Annotated in this window: 18 protein-coding genes; 4 read left to right on the plus strand and 14 right to left on the minus strand. The window is 55.1% G+C overall.

The window, feature by feature from the left end:
• Nucleotides 1-60: 60 nt before the first annotated feature.
• From IPM58_17935 to bamA, 14 genes are all read right to left on the minus strand, one after another.
• Nucleotides 61-1,053 (minus strand): class I SAM-dependent methyltransferase, encoded by a 993-nt coding sequence (locus tag IPM58_17935; GenBank protein MBK9308921.1) that lies wholly within the window; start codon nucleotides 1,051-1,053, stop codon nucleotides 61-63.
• 54 nt (nucleotides 1,054-1,107) lie between these two features.
• On the minus strand, nucleotides 1,108-2,859 hold the full coding sequence (waaF, locus tag IPM58_17940) for a lipopolysaccharide heptosyltransferase II (protein MBK9308922.1): 1,752 nt from the start codon (nucleotides 2,857-2,859) through the stop codon (nucleotides 1,108-1,110).
• Nucleotides 2,852-3,943, minus strand: a complete 1,092-nt coding sequence (lpxK, locus tag IPM58_17945; protein MBK9308923.1) for a tetraacyldisaccharide 4'-kinase — start codon at nucleotides 3,941-3,943, stop codon at nucleotides 2,852-2,854. Before lpxK ends, waaF begins: the two co-directional genes overlap by 8 nt.
• A gap of 5 nt (nucleotides 3,944-3,948) precedes the next feature.
• A complete protein-coding gene (locus tag IPM58_17950) occupies nucleotides 3,949-5,304 on the minus strand; it encodes a 3-deoxy-D-manno-octulosonic acid transferase (protein MBK9308924.1) in 1,356 nt (451 codons plus the stop codon).
• A 101-nt stretch (nucleotides 5,305-5,405) separates the two neighbouring features.
• Nucleotides 5,406-5,951, minus strand: coding sequence for a DUF374 domain-containing protein (locus tag IPM58_17955; GenBank protein ID MBK9308925.1), 546 nt, complete (start codon nucleotides 5,949-5,951; stop codon nucleotides 5,406-5,408).
• Between the two features lie 85 nt (nucleotides 5,952-6,036).
• On the minus strand, nucleotides 6,037-7,782 hold the full coding sequence (msbA, locus tag IPM58_17960; GenBank protein ID MBK9308926.1) for a lipid A export permease/ATP-binding protein MsbA: 1,746 nt from the start codon (nucleotides 7,780-7,782) through the stop codon (nucleotides 6,037-6,039).
• Nucleotides 7,770-8,900 (minus strand): lipid-A-disaccharide synthase, encoded by a 1,131-nt coding sequence (gene lpxB / locus IPM58_17965; GenBank protein ID MBK9308927.1) that lies wholly within the window; start codon nucleotides 8,898-8,900, stop codon nucleotides 7,770-7,772. Before lpxB ends, msbA begins: the two co-directional genes overlap by 13 nt.
• 59 nt (nucleotides 8,901-8,959) lie before the next feature.
• A complete protein-coding gene (locus IPM58_17970; protein MBK9308928.1) occupies nucleotides 8,960-9,934 on the minus strand; it encodes a Gfo/Idh/MocA family oxidoreductase in 975 nt (324 codons plus the stop codon).
• Nucleotides 9,935-10,030: 96 nt separating this feature from the next.
• A complete protein-coding gene (gene lpxI / locus IPM58_17975) occupies nucleotides 10,031-10,885 on the minus strand; it encodes a UDP-2,3-diacylglucosamine diphosphatase LpxI (GenBank protein ID MBK9308929.1) in 855 nt (284 codons plus the stop codon).
• A gap of 23 nt (nucleotides 10,886-10,908) precedes the next feature.
• Complete coding sequence (gene lpxA, locus IPM58_17980) at nucleotides 10,909-11,727, minus strand: acyl-ACP--UDP-N-acetylglucosamine O-acyltransferase (protein ID MBK9308930.1); 819 nt, start codon at nucleotides 11,725-11,727, stop codon at nucleotides 10,909-10,911.
• 107 nt (nucleotides 11,728-11,834) lie between these two features.
• A complete protein-coding gene (fabZ, locus tag IPM58_17985; protein ID MBK9308931.1) occupies nucleotides 11,835-12,290 on the minus strand; it encodes a 3-hydroxyacyl-ACP dehydratase FabZ in 456 nt (151 codons plus the stop codon).
• A gap of 38 nt (nucleotides 12,291-12,328) precedes the next feature.
• On the minus strand, nucleotides 12,329-12,871 hold the full coding sequence (locus tag IPM58_17990) for an OmpH family outer membrane protein (protein ID MBK9308932.1): 543 nt from the start codon (nucleotides 12,869-12,871) through the stop codon (nucleotides 12,329-12,331).
• A 21-nt stretch (nucleotides 12,872-12,892) separates the two neighbouring features.
• Nucleotides 12,893-13,390 (minus strand): OmpH family outer membrane protein, encoded by a 498-nt coding sequence (locus IPM58_17995; GenBank protein MBK9308933.1) that lies wholly within the window; start codon nucleotides 13,388-13,390, stop codon nucleotides 12,893-12,895.
• Nucleotides 13,391-13,472: 82 nt separating this feature from the next.
• Complete coding sequence (gene bamA, locus IPM58_18000) at nucleotides 13,473-15,710, minus strand: outer membrane protein assembly factor BamA (GenBank protein ID MBK9308934.1); 2,238 nt, start codon at nucleotides 15,708-15,710, stop codon at nucleotides 13,473-13,475.
• A gap of 505 nt (nucleotides 15,711-16,215) precedes the next feature.
• On the opposite strand from bamA, the gene galU reads away from it, so the two are divergent.
• From galU to IPM58_18020, 4 genes are all read left to right on the plus strand, one after another.
• Nucleotides 16,216-17,112 (plus strand): UTP--glucose-1-phosphate uridylyltransferase GalU, encoded by an 897-nt coding sequence (gene galU / locus IPM58_18005; protein ID MBK9308935.1) that lies wholly within the window; start codon nucleotides 16,216-16,218, stop codon nucleotides 17,110-17,112.
• A 230-nt stretch (nucleotides 17,113-17,342) separates the two neighbouring features.
• Nucleotides 17,343-19,841 (plus strand): endopeptidase La, encoded by a 2,499-nt coding sequence (gene lon / locus IPM58_18010; protein ID MBK9308936.1) that lies wholly within the window; start codon nucleotides 17,343-17,345, stop codon nucleotides 19,839-19,841.
• A gap of 21 nt (nucleotides 19,842-19,862) precedes the next feature.
• Nucleotides 19,863-21,407: a thiamine-phosphate kinase gene (gene thiL, locus IPM58_18015; GenBank protein ID MBK9308937.1), complete on the plus strand. Its 1,545-nt coding sequence runs from the start codon at nucleotides 19,863-19,865 to the stop codon at nucleotides 21,405-21,407.
• A 14-nt stretch (nucleotides 21,408-21,421) separates the two neighbouring features.
• Entirely contained in the window at nucleotides 21,422-22,840 is a 1,419-nt protein-coding gene (locus tag IPM58_18020) for an HD domain-containing protein (GenBank protein ID MBK9308938.1), read from the plus strand.
• Nucleotides 22,841-22,854: the final 14 nt, after the last annotated feature.

Genomic DNA, 22,854 nt, shown 5'->3' on the forward strand with positions numbered 1-22,854 from the left:
TAATGAACAGACCAACGCCCGAAGAACACACGTGCCTGCTCTCTCGCTCCTTGAGTTGATTCATTGTCTTACGGAATAGGTTCTCAACGAATGCGAATAGAGCTGATCAAGGAGCACCTTGCCATTAGTGGCGCCTGCGGTTTCTCTTCTCTCTCTCAGTGCTCGATAAAGACGTTCCCATGCCCTGAGGTAAGGGAGTGGTGTCAGGTGGCGACGGAGATCGCTGTGTCCTCGCACAATCTTGGACACCCACTCATAATTCCCTGGAATCTCCGCTTCGTACGGCTGTTCGGGCAACGGTTCGGCGCGCGTGAGAAACATGGTGATATTACCGCCGTCTCGTGAGATCACATGCCAGGCTTCTTGCATCCCATGTTTCTTGGCCAACCTGCGCAATGACACCACGTTAAAATTGTAGAGATGCGCCTCATGAAATGTGTTCTTCGGAGCCTGACAGGTCGATTCGATATTGGGAACCTCCACGACCAGTATCCCCTCCACCTTCAGCCATGAGCGCAACAAGGCCAACACACGACCTGGATCTTCCGTGTGCTCGAGCACATGCCACATCGTCACCACATCGAACGATTCAGGTAAGAATGCCGCGTCCTGCACAAACCCAACTTGCACGTTGAGATCATATTCTCGTATTGAATGATCGGCATAGCCTCTATTTGGCTCAACCCCATGGACGGAATGTCCCAACGCGTGCAGCAGGTATGCAAATTCCCCTCCGCCGGTCCCAACATCGAGCACAGCCTTCGGGCTCGATAACAGCTGCGCAATCTTTTCGAATCGTGATAAGGCCACCTTGCCTGCGCGCAACACATGTTTCGGTTTCGGGCTGTAGGTTTGCTTATAGGAAAGACGATAGTCGTCCTCATAAAACTGCCTGGCATCATACGGTCGGGGATCCGACCATACGAGCCCGCAGGCACGGCAAATGACGGTCTGCAAAGCTTTCCCACTCCGACTTCGATTCGACAGAATCGAAACCTCTTTCCCACCGCAAAGATTACATGGGATCGAACACAAACCGACCAATTGGCTCATCTCCAGGTCCCTCAAAAACTGTACATACCCGGCTCTCGTACGATCACAACCTCACTATGGCATGACTCGTCCGTCGTTTCTCTGAGCCGATACGTGACCTGCATCGGACAACACCCAATCGGCAGCATCGGTCAGTGACGATGCGATCCACTCTGGGGCTGCCGGCGACGCTTTCAGTCCTTCAATCTCTTGCGGACGAATCATTCCCGTCGTCACTAAGATACTCCGCACTCCGACACGCTTGGCGAGTTCGATATCACGGACGTGATCGCCGATCACATAGGCGCGTTCGAGGTCCACTCGTCTTTCGCGCACTGCTTGGTCGATCATTCCCCGATTCGGCTTTCGACAGGCACACCCGTCGTCCGGATGATGGGGGCAAAAATAGATGGCCTCGAGCGATGCCCCGGCACGATCTAGAATATGACTGAGCTTCGTGTGAATCGCCGCAAGGTCATCGTACGACAAGAAGCCTCGAGCGATCCCAGATTGATTGGTCACAAGAATCAATCGGGCACCAGCGCGTTTTAACTTCGCAAGGGCCTCTGGAACCCCGGGAAACAACTCGAACAGATCAGGAGACTTGATATAACCGGGATCTGAGTTCAGCGTTCCATCTCGATCAAGAAAGATGGTGTAGCCATCAAGGACCGTTGACTCGCTTCCGGATTGATTGGCTGAGCGCTTCGCTGCCAGGGTGGCCGGTTCTTGACTCTTCAATTTGTTTGCGTTCACCGTGCCTTCCGTGATTCTGCCTGCACTGATTTGTTTCAGGGCCGTTTCATGCACTCGATCGACCGAAAGACGGGTCATACAACGGTGATCGATTGGGCAATCTCTGAGAAGGCAGGGCGCACAGTCGACGGGCTCTCGCACCACCGACTGTTCTTGCCCATAGGGGGCTGTCGTGCGAGAGTCTGTCGGCCCAAAGACCGCAACAATTGGGACACCAAAAGCCGCAGCAATATGCATCGGACCGGTATCATTCGTAATAAGTAGGCGACAACGCTTTACCACGGCCATGAGCTCTCGAATGGTCGTCGCTCCGGACAAGACAATCGATCGACAGTCAAGGCGAGACGCAATATTTTTCCCGAGCGACTCTTCCCCTCTCCCTCCGAGAATGGCTACAGCGACACACACCCCCGCTTCCTTCTCCAGTTGCCGAACCATCCGTTGCGCAACTTCCGCGAATCTCTCTGGCAACCAACGTTTGGCACCGCCATAGGTCGAACCAGGGTTGATACCGACCATGAGATGTGCCGAATCAATTCCGGCCGATGCCAGTCTACCATCGACCATGCGGTCCTCATCGGTCGACACACGGAGTCTAGGCAACGGAGCGTCACCGGAGACCCCGAGCGGTTTCAACATGTTCCAATAGTACTCGACTTGATGCACCAGGTTTTCAGGACGGGGAACAGCGACGGGCTGAGTGAGAAACAGAACCCTTCCGTCGGTGGCGTACCCATAGCGCCTGGGGATGCCGGCAAGCCACGCAAGAAATGCCGCTTCGAAGGCGTTCTGAAACAGGACGGCCAAATCGAAATAGTGCCGGCGTAACAATCCTGCAAGTGCCCATTTTCCAGCAATCCCGACATGGGTCCCCTTGTCATCATAGACCAACACGTGGTCCACTCCCGAGTAACCGGTGTAGAGTTCTGCGATGCTAGGTTTGGCCAGCATCGTCAACTCCGCCAATGGAAACAGCGACCGAAGCCCACGAAGGGCAGGCTCACACATCACAGCATCACCGATCCAATTCGGCGCCCGTACGAGGATTCGCTGTGGGAGCGTCCTATGCACGAGCCTCCAATGGCTGACCGTTTTCTGACAGTGGTAGACCGAGCAGGGCACGCAGCGGTTCTTCACCGTGCACCACTTCTGCCCCAACCCGAAGCATCCACCAGGGATCGCTGGGCGTCAGCAACGGACTGAGTTTCCCTCCGTCCTTTTCAGTGGTCAGAACGATCTCGCTCCCTGTGCCCTGCATAGCCTGACGAATGTGCACGATCTCACTGGGCGTATAGTGATGATGATCTTCGAATGCAGATTCTCCCACGATCTCGACCCCAAGAGACTCCGCAGATCGTCGAAAAGATGGGCCATTCCCGATCCCACTCACCAACCACGCCTTTCTCTTCAGGCCCCATCCCACTGACTCTTGCTTACTTCCAATAACCGAGACGAAGAGCACCGGTTTAAACACAACCTCAATCGTAGGTACTGGGAAAGGACCAGCATCTCGCAATCGGTTCCGAATCGCGTCAACCTCCTGACGAACCTCAGCTCGAGTCATGATGATAGCGCTCGCTCGCATCAATCCAGTCAGAGGTTCCCGGAGCCTCCCAGCGGGAAGCAGCGCATCCAGTCCAGCTGCATCAGTCGCATCCAGCAAGACCAGATCGACATCACGATGAAGCGCCACGTGCTGAAAGCCGTCGTCAAGCACGATGCAATCGACAGGATACTGCTCCAACACCCAACGACCGAGTGCCACCCGATCAGCACCGACCGCAACAATGGCTTGAGGACACCGCTGTGCGATCAGGAATGGTTCATCCCCCGCCTCTGATGGACCGGCCAGAAGTTCCGACCCACTCGACACGAGAAAATACGGTGCCGTACTCGTGCGTTTGTACCCCCGACTCAAGATCGCGACTCGTTGTCCCTTGGCTAACAGCCTCTGTGCAAGGAAAATGACGACGGGCGTCTTGCCCGTTCCTCCGACCGTAAGGTTGCCCACACTGACGACACGACAGGGCAAACGAGTAATCGAAAACCACCCCTGACGATAGCACCATAGGCGCAGTTGAGTCACGAGGCTGTATAGCCCGGCAACCCATTGAAGTCCACGGCGGACCGGCTGGCCAGGTTGCAACAACGCCATATTCGTTATGGTTTGGCCATCAGTGGCCCAGGCCCTTCCGATGCACACCGATCGGAATAGGATGGAGCCGTCCTGAGACAGGATTCAATGAACTCCACGCTCCGAGTGAGCGCACCTTGGTTTTCCGACACAACACGTTTCGCAACCTGCCCAACTCGAATTCGGGTTTCAGGCTGCCCTAGCCACCCCGCTAACAGAGTGACCAAGTCTTCACCTCCTGTCACACGATGCCCTCCTCCTGCGTCCTCCAAGAGTGCGGCAACCTCAGCACAATGGTCCGTATACGGCCCAAACACCACCGGAGTGCCCCACACAGCCGGTTCCAGCAAGTTATGTCCGCCTACCGGAACGAGTGTTCCTCCAACGAAAGCCACGGCAGCCTCGCGGTATGCAAGCGCCAGCTCTCCTCTCGTGTCCAGAATAACCACACGTGGACCAGAGTGGCTCTCTCGAAGGTTGCTCTTTCGTTGTACCGTAAAGCCGGCCTCCTGAACCATCGTAACGACCCGGTCAGCTCGCTCGATGTGCCGAGGTGCCAACATCAACACCGTGGATGGATAGGTCTCGGCCACCTGGCGATAAGCCGAGACCAAGATCTCCTCTTCCCCAGGATGGGTACTACCTGCGAGGATGAGTAGTTCATTCTCGAGGAGTCCGAAGCTCCTTCGAAGAGACTCATCCGAGGTACCAACCGGTAGAGGTTGGTCGAACTTGATGTTGCCTGTCACACGTACACGATCCGGCTCAGCTCCCAACGCCACGATCCGCTGCCGATCCCTCTCAGTTTGCATCAAACAGAAGTCTAAGGTCTGCAACATGGATCTATAAAAGGAACGAATCAGAGGAAGATCCTGACGGCCAAACGACCGCGACGACAACCGCCCATTCACCAACACCGACGGTACATGCCGGTCTCGCAACGACCACAAAAGATTAGGCCAGAGTTCGGTTTCGACGAAGATGTAGAGAATGGGCTGCATGCGCCGGATCATGCCGGTCACGGCCCAGAAAAAATCGAGCGGGGCATACCGATGTTCGGCAATACCCGATAACCGCTGGAGAACAGCCTCACGTCCCGTTTCAGTCACGGTCGTCACAACATAGCGATACTCCGGATGGCGAAGATGGAGCGCCTTCACGAGTGGGGCAACCGCCACCACCTCACCAAGGGACACGGCGTGAATCCAGATAAGCGGCCGAGACGAGCCATCAGCTTGGGACGGCGGAGCCTTCCACCCCATCCGTTGGAAGAATCCGGCTCGGCAGCGTGGCTTGGCGAGCAGGACACCCACAACAACCGGGGCAGCAAGGGTGAGAAGGACATTATAGAGGAATCGCCACATGACAAACTTGTCGGCCACCACTCGTTAGATCTCAGCCGTTGAATCACTCGAACGGCCCGTCTCAGAGTCACGCCTGTTGGCTGGCGGCTGGCGAGTGACGGCGTGCTCCGCTTCATCCGTCAATCGGTTGAGGACCCTCTCAAGTTCCTGGCGAGTCTCCTCCAGTGAGGCCGCATCCGCTTCCCGTGAGACCCAGAGCGGATCTCCGTACAGAAATTGCCCCCTCGAAAATGGGAATGGGACCATGTAGCGATCCCAACTCGCGAAGAGTTTTTTTTTGAGCAGGCAAAGGCCAGCGGTATAATCGGAAGACCCGTTGCTTTTGCGAGATGAATCACTCCAAGCTTTGCCACGTGCCGCGGCCCCTTGGGGCCATCCGGCGTCACTACCACGTCCCGACCAGATCGCCCCAGCTTGATTAAGGCTCGAAGTGCGCCTGCCCCTCCCCGTGTGCTCGACCCGCGAACCGCCGCATGCCCGAACCGAGCAATAATTCGCGCGATGATCTCACCGTCGCCATGTCGGCTGATCAGCGCATGCGCCCCAGGTCCGCGGTATCCGAACGGAATCATTAACTGCTGTGCGTGCCAGAACGCAATAATGACGTTGCGCCCGTCTCGATACAAGCCATCAACCACTTCATGGTCACGAGTGTCCATACACATCGAGCGGGAAAGTGCGCGAATGGCGACCGCCCCGACGGGAGGGAGAATCGAACACTTCACCCAACGTTCGCAGGACTTGATGAGATCAGACACTGGTCACATCCTGAAATTGCATGGCGTGCAGCTTGTGGTAGACGCCTCCTTGCCGCAGCAACTCCTCATGCGATCCCGATTCGGCAATGATGCCTCGATCCAAGACAATAATGCGATCGGCGTTCTGGATGGTCGAGAGACGATGGGCAATCACGAGGGTCGTCCGATCCTTCATCAAGTTGGCCAGCGCCAATTGCACGATCCGTTCTGACTCCGTATCCAACGCCGACGTTGCTTCATCCAGAATCATCACTGGTGGGTCGCGCAGAATGGCCCTGGCGATCGCCAGACGCTGCCGTTCTCCGCCAGACAGTTTGACTCCCCGCTCGCCGATCATTGTATCGTACCCTTGCGGTAAGCGGAGAATAAAGTCATGGGCATACGCCAGTTTTGCCGCCTGCTCGACCTCAGCTTGGCTGGAGCCGGATCTGCCGAACGCGATGTTGGTTCTGACGGTTTCGTCGAATAAGAACACTTCTTGCGAAACAATCCCGATATGCGAGCGCAGCGAGCGCAGCTCGTAGGACGTGATAGGGAGGCCGTCCAGGAGAATGCGTCCTGCCGTCGGCTCATAAAAACGAGGCAGCAAACTCACCAAGCTGGTCTTTCCACTCCCGCTGCTCCCGACCAGCGCAATCACTTCACCCGGTCGGATCACGAGATCGATATCGGCCAGCGCGGGGATCGTGTGATTCTCATACCGCAAGGAGACGCTTTGAAATTCGATGGCCTGATTGATCCCGACCAACGGTACGGTCCCGCTATTCCGAGCATACTCGGTCTTGAGGTCCAACACGTCGAAGACTCGTTCGGCAGCCGCAAGCGCTTGCTGAACCAGATTATTCGATCCTGAGAGCTTCCGAATCGGGGTATAGGCCATGAACAAGGCCGCCATGAACGAGAAAAAGGCACCGGGAGTCATGGTGTCGTGGATGACCAAATAGCCGCCGTACCAGATAATGGCTGCGACACCGATCACTCCGATGATTTCCATCTGGGAATGCCCCAGCGACCAGACCTGATTACTTTTCAGAGTCGTCGAGAGTACTTTTCGGTTCCGTTCTTCGAATCGCTCCGCCTCCGCCTCCTCCCGCCCGAACGCTTTGACCGTTCTGATGCCGGCCAACATCTCTTGCAGCGTAGAGGACAGGTCACCCAGTTGTTCTTGCCCGCTTGTGGCCAATCGTTTCAATCGCTTGCCGACCCGCACCATGCTCAACGCCGAGAGTGGAATCACGATGAGCGAGAGCCCTGCCAACCTCCAATTCTGATACAGGATGACGCCGATCATGGCCAGAAATGTCAGGCCGTTCTGAAAAATATCTTTGACGACGCTTGATGCGGCGTTGGCCATCATCCCGACATCGTTGACGACGCGAGAAACCAGGCGCCCGGACGTGTTCGTATCGTGAAAGCCGACGGAGAGTCGCATCAGTTGTTGGAACAATTCCTGTCGAATATCGGCCACGACTCGATTGCCGACATAGGCCATGAGATAGCCCACACCATAGCTGAATAGTGCCTTCAACGTGGCCACGCCAAGGAGGACCAACGGCAGGACCAGCAACATCTGCTCATCTTTTTGGATGAAGATATCGTCCAACACCGGCCTGGCGAGCCAGGCATAGACGCCACTGAGAATTGCCACAAGGCCTGAACAGGCAAAGGCTGCCAGGAACCGTCCTTGGTACGGTTTTACATACCGCATCAGGCGTTTGAATCGTGCTACACCCGACATCCTGCCAACACGGCTTCCGCCGCCCTCTTTGACGCGCCTGGTTCACCCAATGCATCTCGCACTTCGGCTAAATCTCGTCGCATCTCATCATAGACGGATCGGTCTTCCAAGACCCTGATCGCCTCTTCGTACAATCGCTGACCGGTTGCCGCGTCCTGTACCAACTCCGGTACGATCGATCGTCCTGCCACCAAATTGACGAGCCCAATCCATTTGACCCGGATAAAGAAACTCCCGATGAAAAATTCCCATGCCGTCGTTCGATAAAACAACACCATGGGTGTACCGACGACGGCGGCTTGCAAGATAGCCGTACCCGACTTGACCAACGCAAAATCCGAGACCGCCAACACTTCACTGGTCTGCTCTTTCACAACGGTGACCGACACTCGGTTCTGTTGGAGGAACGGTTGCAACAGATTATCCTGAATTGTGGAGGCTTGTGCCAGGAGAAACTGTGTTCCTGGCTTATGCCGCGCCAATTTCTCTGCTGCGTCGAGAAGGATCGGGAGCAGAACCTGTACTTCGTGCGCCCGACTCCCTGGCAACAATGCAACCACGCGTTCCTCAGGAGCAAAGCCAAACTTGGCGCGAAGCGCCGACCGATCATAGGCCTCCTCAACAGCATCCAATATAGGATGTCCCACAAACGTGCAACGAACACCTGCTCGGTCGAAGAGGGGTTTCTCAAACGGCAAAATCACCAACACATGATCGATCCGTTTCTTGATCCAGTACATCCGCCAGGGCCCCCAGGCCCAGATCTGCGGTGCGATATAATAAAATACGCGTAACCCAGCGCATTTGGCAAAATAGGCGTACCGCAGATTCAACCCGGGATTGTCGATAAAGACGACTGCATCCCATGGTTCCGACCTGAACAGTCGCCGCATGAAGAAAAACCGTCGAATGATGGCCGCCAACGCCAAGGGCCCAACCATGCCCATCACGTCGAACTGCCCCATCGTGCAGACCGACTCCACTCCGGCTGACTCCATGGCACGCCCGCCGATTCCCGCCAGTGAAACCTCGGGATCACAGGCCTTGAGGGCCTTCGCGAGATTCGCTCCGTGGAGATCGCCCGACGCTTCACCGGTAACGATAAGAATGCGTGCCATGATAATCTACAGACGAATAGACCGTAAGTGCGACTCGATGTCCGCAGGTGCAAGGACGTTCACCCGTGCACCTGTCTGCGATACTCGGGCATCGGCTTCCAATCGGGCCCGTTCATCGCGGACAGCACACGATGCGCAAGTTCTAGAGCATCGGCGCCGTCTTGACCCGATACAACAGGACGAGAGTTGGCACGAACCGCGCGGAGGAACGACTCAAGCTGTAATTTCAACGGCTCGTCATGATCTGCCTGCACCTCGTCCACCGTCATCATCGGCGTAAGACCCTGTTCAACCGACGGTTTTCCAATCATTCCCTGCCGAGTCTGAAAGTCGATTGAGAGACACGCGGCTGGCTGGAACAGACGCCATTGACGCATGGGTTTCGGTGAAACTCGACTGGCCGTGAGTGTCGCAACGCAGCCGCTCTGAAACTGGATTCGCGCGTTGGCGACATCGCTCGTTGCGGAAAGCACCGAGACCCCGACTGCCTTCACATCCTCGACCGGACCCGGATTGCACGACAACAGCAGGTCAAGATCATGAATCATCAAGTCCAACACGACGTCAACATCGGTGCCACGCTCACTATAACTTCCCAATCGATGACACTCGATGAACAACGGCTCGCGAATGTGAGGCCGCATCAACGGCATGATCGGGTTGAAACGCTCGCTATGTCCAACCTGGATCGTACAGGCATGGCGGTGTCCCAACTCCACCAGCTCCTGCGCTTCCGTCGGCGAGACCGCAATCGGTTTTTCGATCAAGACATGCTTACCGGTCTGGAGACAGACTTTCGCGACCGAATAATGACTGGACGTAGGGACGGCAATAGTGACGAGATCAACGTGCTTCAGCAAATCTTGTAGATCAGAGAAGACCTGTACGCCGTACTTCTGGGCGACGGTAGACGCTCGGTCCTGATCGTGGTCAACCACGCCAACCAGCATCGAGTCTGGAGACGAGGCGTAGAGACGCGCGTGGTGCTGCCCAAGATGTCCAACCCCGATCACACCAGCACGCAGCTTTGTCATAGGCCTATTTGGTTAACGTGTGAAGGGGCTTCGCACCAAGATACTGATCGGAAGCCAAGCATTGGAGGATTCGAGAGTCTCTCAGGCTCTGGGCGGTCATGGGTTGGTTGAATGCTCCGGGCTTGGTGCTTCTTGACGCGTAAGCCCCACCACAGCAATCCCCGCTTCCTCCGCCTGACTGAGCAGTTGTTCTCGATCCAACATCACAGAGCGGCCAGCTTCAACAGCGAGCACCGACGCCTTGACGGAGCGCATGACCTCAATTGTTTTCGGTCCGATAGCCGGCAAATCAAAGCGGAGATCCTGTTGCGGCTTACACCGTTTCACGACGACCACTCCGTCTTTGGCAAGGATGCCACCACGTTTAATCGCCTCATCGGTTCCTTCGACCGCTTCGACTGCCACAATGGTTCGATCCTTGACAATCACACACTGGCCGATGTCTAGGCGTCCAGTCTCTTTGGCCACATCCCAACCATATCTGATATCGATCCACTCCTTCTTGGTCGGTCGGCGAGATGTCAAAGTTCCTTCCTCGACCAAGATTCCTTCGAGTCCGAACGTCGATTCACAGATCGTGATGCCATCCCGTTCGAGCTCCGCCGCCAGTGCTCGAAGGATGTCATCATCCTTCCACAGCACCAATTTCGTGGCAAGCGCCAAGACACGAAAGTCGGGGCGCGCTTTGCTATAGATATGGGTCTTCTTGATCCCTCCCAACAGCACGACGTTCCGAACGCCGTCGGCCTTGAAGGCATTGATCAGTTTATTCAGCTGCCCAATCTTGACCCAATGCATCTGATCGACATGCTGTTCAAGCTCCGGGTCTGTTTCCCCCTCATGCGCCACCGCAGACACGTGCAGCCCCATCTTGCGCGCGTTATCGGAAAAGATGATCGGGAAACGTCCGTTCCCCGCGATCACGCCGATTCGGCCGTCAGGTATGGGCATCGTACTGGTCATGGCGGATGATCTCACACTTGTTGATCAAACTCTCGCTCCGTATCGAGATTGACTGCCCGTGAGATCCCACGTTTGGTCCCCTCCATAAAGCTGAGAATCTTGGCCACATCGGCCTGTCCTTTGAACTCCTTTTTAGCCAGTCGAACCGCCTCCGCAGTTCGATGCCCTTCCCGAAATAGAAGATCAAACGCCTTTCTGAGCGTGGCAATGCGGTCGACCGAAAAGCCGTGCCGTTGTAACCCGACCGTGTTCAGCCCATAGAGATGGGCTCGATATCCACCGGCGGCAAACGCAAACGGGGGAATATCCTGACCAATCGCGCAACAACCGCCGACCATCACATAGTCACCGACGCGCACAAACTGGAGCACACCGGTCAACCCTCCGATGACGGAATGATCCCCGATCGTGATGTGCCCGGCTAGGCTTGCCGCGTTGGCCATGATGATGTTGTTGCCGAGCCGACAATCATGAGCCACATGCACATAGGCCATCAGAATACTCTTCGATCCGAGGGACGTCACGCCACCCCCTTGAACAGTTCCTCGGTTGATCGTCACATACTCCCGGACAGTATTGTCATCGCCGAGAATAACCTTCGTTGGTTCGCCCTTATAGGCGAGGTGTTGAGGCGGACCGCCGATCGACGCAAACGGGTGCACTTCATTTCGCTCTCCGATCTGCGTCCATCCATCGATCGTCACATGCGAGCGCAGTCGACTTCCCTTTCCGAGAGTGACATGTTCCCCGATCACACAGTACGGCCCAATCTCTGCGTCGCCGTGAATCTGCGCCTTGGGATGAACGATTGCTGTTGGATGTATCTTCACACGTCCCCCTTTGCGAACATTAGACGTCTCTGGTGATTCGTCGCCTGCTAGAAGTAGGTGTCTGGTGGATCATGCACTCTTGTGGTATCACAGTTGACGCCTAGCGACTACTTACTTCCCTGTTCCGTTTCATCCATTACCATCGCAGTTACCACGGCTTCACAGACCACCTCGTTCTCTACAAAGGCCTTGCCTTGCATTCTCCAGAACGGTGGACGCTTCTTGATCACCTCAATCTCAAAACGAAGCTGATCGCCCGGGACCACCGGCTTCCGGAATCTTGCCTCGTCGACCCCCGTCAAATACAGGACCGTCTTCCCGACCGTTCCTCCTGACTTGAACACCAACACACCACCTGCCTGCGCCATCGCTTCAATAATCAGTACTCCAGGCATGACCGGACGGCCAGGAAAATGTCCTGGGAAGAACGGCTCATTCACCGTCACATTCTTGATGGCAACAATCCTCGTATGTGGTTCAAAATCTTTGACCCGATCCACCAGCAGGAAAGGATACCGGTGGGGAAGTAATGCCTGAATTTCAGCCTGCTCAACCACTGCCATTGGCTCTGCCTCCTCTCGCTCATAGAAAATGCGGATATTTAAGGGTTCTGTCGATCGAACTCCTTGATCACCGCCTGCGTCACATCCAACGCAGGCTGGTGATAGAGGACGATCCGCATTAATGTATCGCTGCCCTTGTCGACAATCGCGACATAGCCTTCCTTCTGTCCCACCGCCTGTGCTGCGGTGGCGATCTTCCGTGAATATTCCGTGACCAGCTCGCGTTGCTTCAGCTGAACCTCTCGGTTGAATTCTTGAAGACGGTGCTGAAAGGCTTCGGCTTTGCCTCGGAACTGCTCTTCTTTTTCTTGCCGCGCGGCCTCGGTCAATTTCCCATTTGGATCCTCGAGAGACAGTTGCAGATCTTTGAGCTCTTGCTCATCAGAATTGATGATCTTCTGTCTCGTCATCGAATAGCCTTTCATATCTTCCAAGGCCAACTTGCCGGCCTTGGTCCGTTCCATGACCATCTGTTGATCGATGACACCGACCCGTACCGGTTCTGCTGCATGGAGCAGTCCAACCCACTGCGCCAGCACGACCGCACTGCCCACCGCTACTGCTCGCACCGCACTCCTCATGGTTTTTCCTCCCACCGCTCCCTAGGGGTATTCGCGGTTGAATTCTTCAATGACCTCGTTTGATATGTCGAGCCCCTCTTCATGATAGACCGTCGGACCGCCCTTACTCTTATCGATGACGACCTGCAACCCCAGACGTTTGGCGACCCTGGCCACCACCGTTTCGATTTTGTCGCGAAACCCTTCCAGCACGTCTTTTTGCTTTTCTTGGACCTCTCGATTCAACTCCGCCGCCTTTTGCTGATACTCCTGCATGCGCCGACGAAATTGCTCTTCTCGATCACGCTTGGCCGCAGGGCTGAGGATCGAAGACTGTTTGGCAAAGTCCTCTTCCATTCGCCGCAACTCTCGTTCTTCCAGTTCCATCAGGGCCTGTCGATTTTTTGAATAGGCGGTCAGATTCTCTTTCGCCCGCTTGCCGGCGTTCGTATCATTGAGCAACCGCTGCGAATTGATCACCCCCACCTTTCCGTCAACCCTGGTGACCGTTCCCGCACACCCACCCAACGAGATTGTCATGGCCACCACACTGAAGAAGCACATCCATCCTGTTAGCCATCGCCGTGTATTCGCCATCAGACCCATCACGTTCATGCTCCGCTTAGAACAACGTCCCGATCGTAAATTCGAACACACCTTGACGCTCGCCGGTGCGTGCATCAAGATTGATCCCATAGGCCACGCGCAAGGGACCGAACGGAGAGATCCACCGTCCCTCCAAACCAGCAGCAGGCCGGAGATCGATCGACAATGGTTCACCGTCATCAAAGCCCTTCCCATAATCAAAAAAGAGGACTCCGTTGAGTTTCGCCTCGGCAGAGATCGTAAAGATCAATTCCGTGTTGAAGATCAACTGCTTCGCCGCACCGAATGGCGCGCGCGTCGTGGGAACCACAGGGCCCGCGCGACCGAACGCAAACCCTCGCATGGTATTGATCCCACCCACGAAGAATCGTTCGTTCAGCGGCACCTGTGTGCCGCCCAGCGCATGGACCTCTCCATACCGAGCCCGCAATGAAATTCGCATGTCGAGTGGAAGAGGTGTGACCTTAATGATGTCCACATAGTACTTGATAAAGTTGTTCGTCCCACCCAAATACGGGGTTCCGACATCGAACCCGCCGCCAAACCGCCAGCCGCTTCTGGGATCGATGTAATAGTCTCGAGTATCTCTGAACAACGTGGTCCGAAATCCTGTGGAAGACTGAGTTCCCAATTGCCGACAGACGATCGGGACCAGATCGGGGCAGATCCCGAGCTGAGGGTCTCTGAATGTGATTTGTTCAGCAAACATACCGACACTGCCCGTGACATACTCCGATAACCATCGACCGAGTGTGATACTGCCTCCCGTTCGTTCCTCGCGATAGGACAGGAAATTAGTCAGACTTCGATAGCCGTCCACTTGCAGCGAGGTCAACGAGTCGTTCAGGTACGGGTTGCGAAATGTGATGTGCCCAAGGGTTCGTCGCTGGCCGAGCTGCCCGCGAATACGCCCGAGCCAACCATACCCTCCCAAGTTCCCCTGCGTGATATCGGCAATCGCCACGAGTCGATCCAACGTACTGAACCCTCCACCGACGCTGAACATGCCGGTCGGCTTTTCCTTGACACGGACGTTCAAATCCACCTTATCCGGAGCCACTTGCGCCGGTAGGATTTCGACCGTCTCAAAGAAATTCAAATTGTTCAATCGTTGGAAGCTTCGTTTCAATGAGGCGGTATCGATCACATCCTGTTCGTCCACCCGAATTTCTCGGCGGATCACGTTGTCCCGTGTCTTGTCGTTTCCATACACATTGATCTGCCGAATCCGCATCATCTCTCCTTCTTTCAGGCTGAAGATGATGCTCACCGTCCGTTCTTCGTTGTTCGGATTGACGCCGGGTATCACTTCGGCAAACGAATACCCTTTACTCCCGTAGAGATCCGTCAGTCGGGTGATCTCATCCCGGATTTTGGCCCGTTGAAAAATCTCTCCTTCCTTGATCTTTAATCCTTCCCGAAGCTCCGGCTCTTCAAACACCGTATGTCCTCGGAACCCGATTTCACCGATGGTAAAGGGCTCGCCTTCCGCGATCGGATAATTGACGATGAACCATTTCTTGTCTTCGGTCAGCTCCACGGACGGCTGGCCGACCCGAACGTTGAAGTAACCTTTATTGAGCAGCACTTCTCTGATCCGTTCCACATCGTTCGCCGACTCGTCGCGCTTCAATACACCGGCATCAGAGACCAAAGAGGGTAGTTTCAATTTGGTAAAGAATCCGTACCATGGAATCCACTCTCTGGTTGACATCGCCTTGAACATCTCAGCTTTTGTTGCCGCCCGCAGCCCCTCGAAAACCACCTCTTTAATTTTGGCTTTCTCTCCCTCCCGAATATGAAACATCAGACGCTTTCGGTCTTCATCCAACGTCTGAATGACCGGGATAACCTGCGCGCTGTAATATCCGTCATGCTGATACAGCTGCCGCATGTTCTCAGCGCTCTCCTTCACCAGCTGCTGGTCAAGAAATGTCTGGCTCTTGATGGTCGTCTTCTCCTTCAACTTATCGTCGCTTAACTGATCATTCCCGTCGAAAACAATTTCTGTGATAAACGGCTTTTCCTGCACCATAAAGGTGACGGCCATTCCATCGGCAACAGAGTCCGTTTCGACCTGAACATCTTCAAAAAAACCTGTGTTATAGAGAATCTTGACCTGGCCACGCACGGTCTCAGCGGTGTAGGGATCGCCGGATTTCAGAGTGAGCCGTCCCGTAATGGCTGGCACTTCGATTCGTTTGACTCCACGGATTTCGATCGACGCCACCCTGGGCTCAGGCACCTGAGCCAGGGCCTCGACCAGGCCCCACAACACGGAGGTGACCAAGGCCACGACTATAAACGAGCGAGCCCTGTAGACGGCATGCAGGGTCACCGATAAGGATTCCTAGAGAGAACTGTCGAGAGAGATAGGGCGAGCGGACTCACCCCACAGTTCCTCACGATGCTCAACCGCCCACGACAAGCCTCTGTCACTCGGCTTCACTCCGCATAGCATTGTTTGTCGGAACGCACAGCCACCATCAGAGAACGGTCCCACTACGCCAACCAGCACACAGACGTGGCTTCCAAGCTGCCCATGCAAAACTTCAGGATTATATTGAGGCCATCCAATATTGTAAAGGAGTCGACGGTCCTCCGAACGCCACACAGTGGGATCGTTCCTGTTTTCCGATTTCTCATCCATACTGCGCGGCACCCTCCATCCTTAGGGAAATGTGTCAGAAGCATCGTCGTAAGACGAGTGGTGCAGCGGTTTCTTGACTTCATGCACCCCATCACATAGTATCGGCTGCATGTCTCGTTTTACCGTACGAAAAGCGGTCATTCCTGCGGCTGGCTGGGGAACCCGATTCCTTCCCGCGACGAAGGCCTCTCCCAAGGAGATGTTGCCTTTGGTCGACAAGCCACTCATTCAATACGCCGTGGAAGAAGCCGTAGCTTCTGGCATCGAGGATATCATCGTGATTACCGGACGAGGTAAACGAGCCATTGAAGATCACTTCGACCGTTCGGTTGAATTGGAAGAGACGCTGAAAGGAACCGGCAAGAGTCAAATCCTGCATCAAATCAGACAGATTTCGAACCTGGCCAATTTCTGTTACGTCAGGCAATCGGAGCAACTCGGTCTCGGACATGCTGTCCTGTGTGCGCAACACTTGATCGGTGATGAACCATTCGCCGTGATACTGGGAGATGAGATTATTGACGCACATGTTCCCGCGCTCGCGCAATTGACGCACGTGTATAAAAAGCGGCGTGGCGCAGTCCTGGGAGTGCAGGATGTTCCAAAGGCAGATGTCAGTCGATACGGAATTGTGACTCCCAAACGCCTGGCGCATGGGCTACATCGGGTTGAAGGCTTGGTTGAAAAACCATCTCCTGCTGATGCGCCCTCCACACTGGCCGTCATCGGGCGATACGTGCTGCCTCCGGAAATCTTTCCCATTCTGAGAAAGACTCGACCAGGAAAGAATGGAGAAATCCAGCTGACCGACGCCCTGAAAGAGCTTGCAAAGAAATCTCCCATGTATGCGCTAGAGGTCGAGGGACGACGTCATGACGCAGGAGACAAACTTGGCTTCTTGATTGCCACTGTCGAGTTTGCCTTGAAGAATCCGGCACTAGGAGCCGAGTTCCGAGACTACCTTTCGACCCGTATGCGTACCACACCGACTACTCGACGGAGTTGATCTCATCAGTTTACGCACCGTGTCTCAAGACGCTGCCTGTAGCGCCCTCAGCGCACCAAGAGGAGCGACGGAGCCATTCATACACGTCGAGACAGTGTTCTGGCGAGCGATTCAGTGCCTGTGAAAATGGTTGAAGGATTAGGAAAAGCGCCGGCATATGATATGCTGGATGACCAGTATGGCTGCGTAGTCGACACTTCGCTCATTGATGTAACGAACAGGCACATATCATGACTGACCCAAACGAGCAAGATATTCAGCCTCCCCAAAATATTGAAGTTCCAACCCAGCTGCCGTTGCTGCCGGTCCGGGATATCGTGGTCTTCCCGTACATGGTGCTCCCTCTCTTTGTCGGTCGCGACATGTCGATCAAGGCCATCGAAGCGGCCCTCGCTGGAAATCGGATGATCTTCCTTGCCACTCAAAAGGTGCTCGACGTTGAAAATCCTTCCCCTAAGGACATCCATACAATCGGCACTGTCGGCATCATCATGCGGATGCTGAAACTGCCGGATGAGCGCATCAAGATTTTGGTTCAGGGGATCGCCAAAGCAAAAATCACGAAATATATTCAGGCCGACCCCTATTACTCTGTTCGAATCGATAAGATGAGCGATTCAAAACCGACGGCGACGACGCTCGAGGCAGAAGCCGTCATGCGGACCGTCAAAGAGCAGATCGAACGGATCGTGAGTTTGGGAAAAGTCTTAATTCCTGATGTCATGGTCGTCATCGAAAATCTCGAAGAGCCCGGCCGGTTGGCTGATATGGTGGCATCAAATCTCGGGTTGAAAGTCGACGCCACGCAGGCCGTCCTGGAGATTGTCGATCCCATCAAACGGCTTCGCCAGGTGAGCGACATTCTCGGGAAAGAGATCGAAGTCCTCTCGATGCAGCAAAAGATTCAGGCACAAGCCAAAGGCGAGATGGACAAGACCCAACGCGAGTATTTTCTTCGAGAACAGCTCAAAGCCATCCAAAAAGAATTGGGTGAGCTTGATGAGCGGGCTGAAGAAGTCACGGAATTTCGTAAACGCATCAAAGACGCCAAGATGCCGGAAAAAGTTCTGAAAGAAGCCGAGAAACAGCTCAAGCGACTTGAAAAGATGCATCCGGATACCGCCGAATCCGCAACCGTACGAACATACTTGGAATGGATGGTTGAATTGCCGTGGTCGAAGCGGTCCAAGGACAACCTCGAGCTGAAAGCGGCTACAAAAGTATTAAACGATGATCATTATGACCTTGAAAAGGTCAAGGAACGGATCCTGGAGTATCTCGCCGTCCGAAAACTGAAAGAAAAAATGAAAGGGCCGATCCTGTGCTTCGTGGGTCCGCCGGGGGTCGGAAAGACCTCTCTCGGCAAGTCGATTGCCCGGGCATTGGGGCGAGAGTTTGTGCGCATCAGCTTAGGCGGCGTTCGAGATGAGGCGGAAATCCGTGGACACCGGCGAACCTATGTCGGTGCATTACCCGGACGCATCATCCAGGGAATGAAGCAAGCCGGCACCGCCAATCCTGTCTTCATGCTCGACGAGGTAGACAAGGTTGGGATGGATTTTCGGGGGGATCCATCGGCAGCCTTGCTGGAGGTGCTCGACCCGGAACAGAACAGCGCGTTCACCGACCACTACCTCGGAGTCCCGTTCGACCTGACCGAGGTCATGTTCATCACTACGGCCAATTTGATCGATCCCATCCTACCCGCCCTACGCGATCGGATGGAGATCATTGAAATTCCGGGATACACGGAAGAGGAGAAACTCGGCATTGCTCAGAAATACCTGGTTCCCCGTCAGCTTGAGGAACATGGAATCACAAGTAAACACGTCCGGCTGACAGAGCCGGCGATCAGGCAGATTATTTCCCACTATACCAGGGAAGCCGGAGTGCGGAATCTCGAGCGTGAGATTGCCAATGTGATGCGCAAGGTTGCAAAGAAAGTCGCTGAAGGTAAAAGCCAAGGATTTCCGATCGATCATTCCAATCTCCACAAGTATCTGGGTGTTCCGAAGTATGTGCCGGAAGCAGAACTCGAGAAAGACGAAATCGGGGTGGCAACGGGCCTGGCCTGGACTGAGTCAGGTGGCGACGTCCTGTACATTGAGGCGACGGTGATGAAGGGGAAAGGCCAATTGACCCTTACCGGACACCTCGGAGATGTCATGAAAGAATCTGCACAGGCGGCCCTCAGTTATGTTCGCTCACGAGAGAAGACCTTGAATCTCAATCCAGGGATGTTCAGCAGACAAGACCTCCATATCCATGTCCCAGCCGGTGCTATCCCTAAAGACGGTCCTTCCGCCGGCATCACGATGGCTACAGCAATCGCGTCGGCGTTTTCAGGAACGGCTGCAAGGCGGGATCTCGCCATGACTGGAGAGATTACCCTCCGAGGTCGTGTGCTCCCGATCGGTGGCCTCAAAGAAAAAATCTTGGCGGCGAAACGCGCCAAACTGAGCACCGTCATCCTGCCACGTCGAAATAAGAAGGACCTTGAGGAAATTCCTAAACATCTCCTAAAAGGCATCCAATTGGCGTTCGTGGATACCATGGACGATGTCATGAGAATTGCCCTTCGAAAAAGACCCAAGACGCCCTCGACTTCGAACAAGCCGTCGGCCCCTCCGGCACCTGCCCGTATCCACCCTTTGCGATCCGGCAAGAGCCGTCGATCACCTGAGCTCCCTGCCGCTTTGAAAGCCAGGCGTGAGCCGTCTCGGCCATAGGAACGTGTCGTGGCCCCTCGTATGGCCAAACCTCTGCAAGAATTCGCTCTGATTCGAGAGTTGAAGGGTCAGTTTGCCCGTCACACACCGGGCCTGGTGCAGGGCATCGGTGATGACGCGGCGGTGGTTGAGACGACTCTACCGATCTGGTGGCATTTCACAACCGACTTGCTCGCCGAAGGCATTCATTTCGACCTGAAATCTGCTGCGCCCAGATCGATCGGATACCGGGCCGCAATCGCCAATCTCAGCGATCTTGCTGCAATGGGAGCGACCCCTCGGTATCTGCTCATCTCGCTCGCTATCCCCAAACAGGTGAGGCACTCACACATCTACGACTTTTATAGAGGACTGATGAACGCCTGCCGGCCTTACGGCGTGGCTCTGATCGGGGGAGATACCTCTGCATCCAAGATGGGGCTCTTTCTCAGCATCACCCTCATTGGGACCACGACAAAGCGCCGCGCCCTATTTCGTCACGGAGCAAAGGTGGGAGACTTTATCTATGTGTCCGGCACGCTGGGGGATTCACTCGCCGGGTGTCGGTTGCTGGCACAAGACACGTCTCGGCGATTATCTGAGAAAACGCCGTCACCATTCTCACGAGTTCACCGACAGTTTCTGATACGCCGCCACTTGTATCCTTCGGCACGGGTCACGGAAGGGCAGTGGCTCAATACCGGACGACTGGCCTCAGCCGCCATCGACCTCTCCGATGGACTCTCCGGGGATCTCCGGCATATCTGTGAGGAAAGCGGGGTTGGCGCAGAGGTGGAGAGCGACAATCTTCCGCTCTCACCCGCTTGTCGAGCCTATGCGAAAGCCCGTCGTCTCTCGCCGGTTCAACTCGCCATCACCGGAGGCGAGGACTACGAGCTGCTGTTTACCGTGTCGCCGAAATCCCATCACACGCTCGAACGACAAGCAAAGGCACACGGCTATCGCATTACCCGTATCGGAACCATTCGCTTAAGAAGGTTTGGCATCCAGATGACATCTCAGGGACACAGGCAACCCTCTCCCCTCGACCAGTTACGAGCATTTTTGCCGATGACGGAGACAGACAAACATCCTTCTGCCGGAGGAACACGCTCATTCCGAGGACTGCTCCGGCAAGTGCTCCATCTTCAAGAGTCACCACGACGCACGGCGCTGGCTTTTGCCCTGGGGGTCTTCATCGCGTTCTCGCCGGCCTATGGCCTCCATACCGCCATGGTGGCACTGTGCACATGGTTATTCGGTCTCAACTTTTTGGCCCTATTGACCGGAGCCTTTATCAACAATCCTTGGACGATCATTCCGATATTGGGCGCAACCTATTGGACCGGCGCTCTGTTGTTGGGTCGCACAGACGCGCCGACGTTCGACTGGAACGATTTGACCACCAGTGGGATTTACCACCAGGTCCTTCCATATGTAGGTCCGTTCGTGCTGGGGGGATTCGTGCTCAGTGTGCTCGGAGCAGTGTTCTCGTACCCCATCGCATATTCCTTCTGTGTGAAGTATCGCCAGAAGTCAGACGCTTCCACTCATGAAGCATTGCCGCCTTCAGACTCGGTAGGCTAAGATGAGCATTGACTATGGAACGAGCAGACCGATCGACCGCCCCCTATGATGGATCGGCCCTCATCGCTGATCCGATTCACAAATACGTGACCTTCACCGTTCCCTTTGCGACCCCCGATCCGCATGAACTCACCGAGAAGGATTTGATCGATTCCCCATGGGTCCAGCGACTACGATACATCTTTCAGCTTCAAAGCGCCCGTTGGGTCTACCCGTCGGCAGAACATACCCGGTTTGTTCATTCCTTAGGGACCATGCACGTGGCCGGACGATTCGCCCGGCATCTGTACCCTTTTCTCAAGAAAGCGGTCAACGATGTTCCTTCCGCCAACTTTGTGGAGGAACTTTTACGGGTGACGGCCTTGGTGCATGATATCGGGCATGGTCCGTTTTGCCATTTCTTCGACGATAACTTTCTCCATGCCATGGGGCTTTCCCACGAACGATTGGGGCAGATTATCATCCGAGAGTACTTGGCGCCGATCATCAGAAAACTACGCCGTAGTCCCTCCGGGCCTTTTGAGAAGGGCGAAGCATTGGACCCGGATCAGATTGCGCATCTCATCCTCAAAGAGAAAGGAAAGGATAATTCAAGACTTCCTCGGTGGCTCAATATCCTCCAACCGGTTATTTCAGGAAGTTATACCGGTGACAACCTCGACTATGTGCTGAGGGATTCCTACATGTGCGGCGTGGCTGTGGGCCCTGTCGATCTGACACGGTTGATTCATTACACGATCGTGACAGACAAGGGATTCACGATTCATAAAACTGGGCTTCCCGCGCTCCAAATGTTCTTGAACACACGGATGTACCTTTACTCCAACGTATATTTTCACCGCACAACCAGGGCGATCGACATCCACCTCCGCGATATCTTCGGTGAAACGATGCAGCTGCTGTGCCCGCGCGACCCGCGAAAGAACATGGAGCAGTATCGCACGCTGACGGATTGGTCGCTCCTGGAAGAAGTTCGCGGCTGGACCCACTCTCGCCAGAAAATCCGCCGGCAATTGGGCCAAGAATGGGCGCGAATCGTAGACCGTGACGTCAAATGGAAGATGGCCTACAGCACGACCCTAAAGGAAAAAGGTCAGGAGCGCGGTATGGCGTTTCCCAGCCATCGGCACTTCGAACAGCAGATTAGCAAAGAATTGCCGGTCGGCTTGAAGCGACTCCCATTCCGGGTAGATATGGCCCTCTTGGATCCACGACCCGATCCCAAGGATCGACGCGGGAACCCCTTATACGTCTATGATCCCGGCACCGGCCAGGTGTCGCCCGAACCACTGGAAGAATTCCTGGACCTCCTACCCACGCGACTGATCCAATTTCGGATCTATTCGCTCGACCATACCCACGATGCCACCTTGTCGCAAGCTGCCGCAACCGTGCTGAATAAAACACCGACCAGTCTGGAATCGAATTATTAGGGTGTGGCACGCTT

This window comes from Nitrospira sp. (assembly GCA_016715825.1).
Taxonomy (GTDB): domain Bacteria; phylum Nitrospirota; class Nitrospiria; order Nitrospirales; family Nitrospiraceae; genus Nitrospira_D.

Bases quoted from the DNA above. Each gene is read 5' to 3' on its own strand.
- IPM58_17935 (MBK9308921.1), bottom strand. From the start codon at position 1,053: ATGAGCCAATTGGTCGGTTTGTGTTCGATCCCATGTAATCTTTGCGGT.
- lpxK (MBK9308923.1), bottom strand. From the start codon at position 3,943: ATGGCGTTGTTGCAACCTGGCCAGCCGGTCCGCCGTGGACTTCAATGG.
- IPM58_17955 (MBK9308925.1), bottom strand. From the start codon at position 5,951: ATGTGTATGGACACTCGTGACCATGAAGTGGTTGATGGCTTGTATCGA.
- msbA (MBK9308926.1), bottom strand. From the start codon at position 7,782: ATGTCGGGTGTAGCACGATTCAAACGCCTGATGCGGTATGTAAAACCG.
- lpxB (MBK9308927.1), bottom strand. From the start codon at position 8,900: ATGGCACGCATTCTTATCGTTACCGGTGAAGCGTCGGGCGATCTCCAC.
- IPM58_17970 (MBK9308928.1), bottom strand. From the start codon at position 9,934: ATGACAAAGCTGCGTGCTGGTGTGATCGGGGTTGGACATCTTGGGCAG.
- lpxI (MBK9308929.1), bottom strand. From the start codon at position 10,885: ATGCCCATACCTGACGGCCGAATCGGCGTGATCGCGGGGAACGGACGT.
- fabZ (MBK9308931.1), bottom strand. From the start codon at position 12,290: ATGGCAGTGGTTGAGCAGGCTGAAATTCAGGCATTACTTCCCCACCGG.
- IPM58_17990 (MBK9308932.1), bottom strand. From the start codon at position 12,871: ATGAGGAGTGCGGTGCGAGCAGTAGCGGTGGGCAGTGCGGTCGTGCTG.
- IPM58_17995 (MBK9308933.1), bottom strand. From the start codon at position 13,390: ATGACAATCTCGTTGGGTGGGTGTGCGGGAACGGTCACCAGGGTTGAC.
- galU (MBK9308935.1), top strand. From the start codon at position 16,216: ATGTCTCGTTTTACCGTACGAAAAGCGGTCATTCCTGCGGCTGGCTGG.
- lon (MBK9308936.1), top strand. From the start codon at position 17,343: ATGACTGACCCAAACGAGCAAGATATTCAGCCTCCCCAAAATATTGAA.
- thiL (MBK9308937.1), top strand. From the start codon at position 19,863: ATGGCCAAACCTCTGCAAGAATTCGCTCTGATTCGAGAGTTGAAGGGT.
- IPM58_18020 (MBK9308938.1), top strand. From the start codon at position 21,422: ATGGAACGAGCAGACCGATCGACCGCCCCCTATGATGGATCGGCCCTC.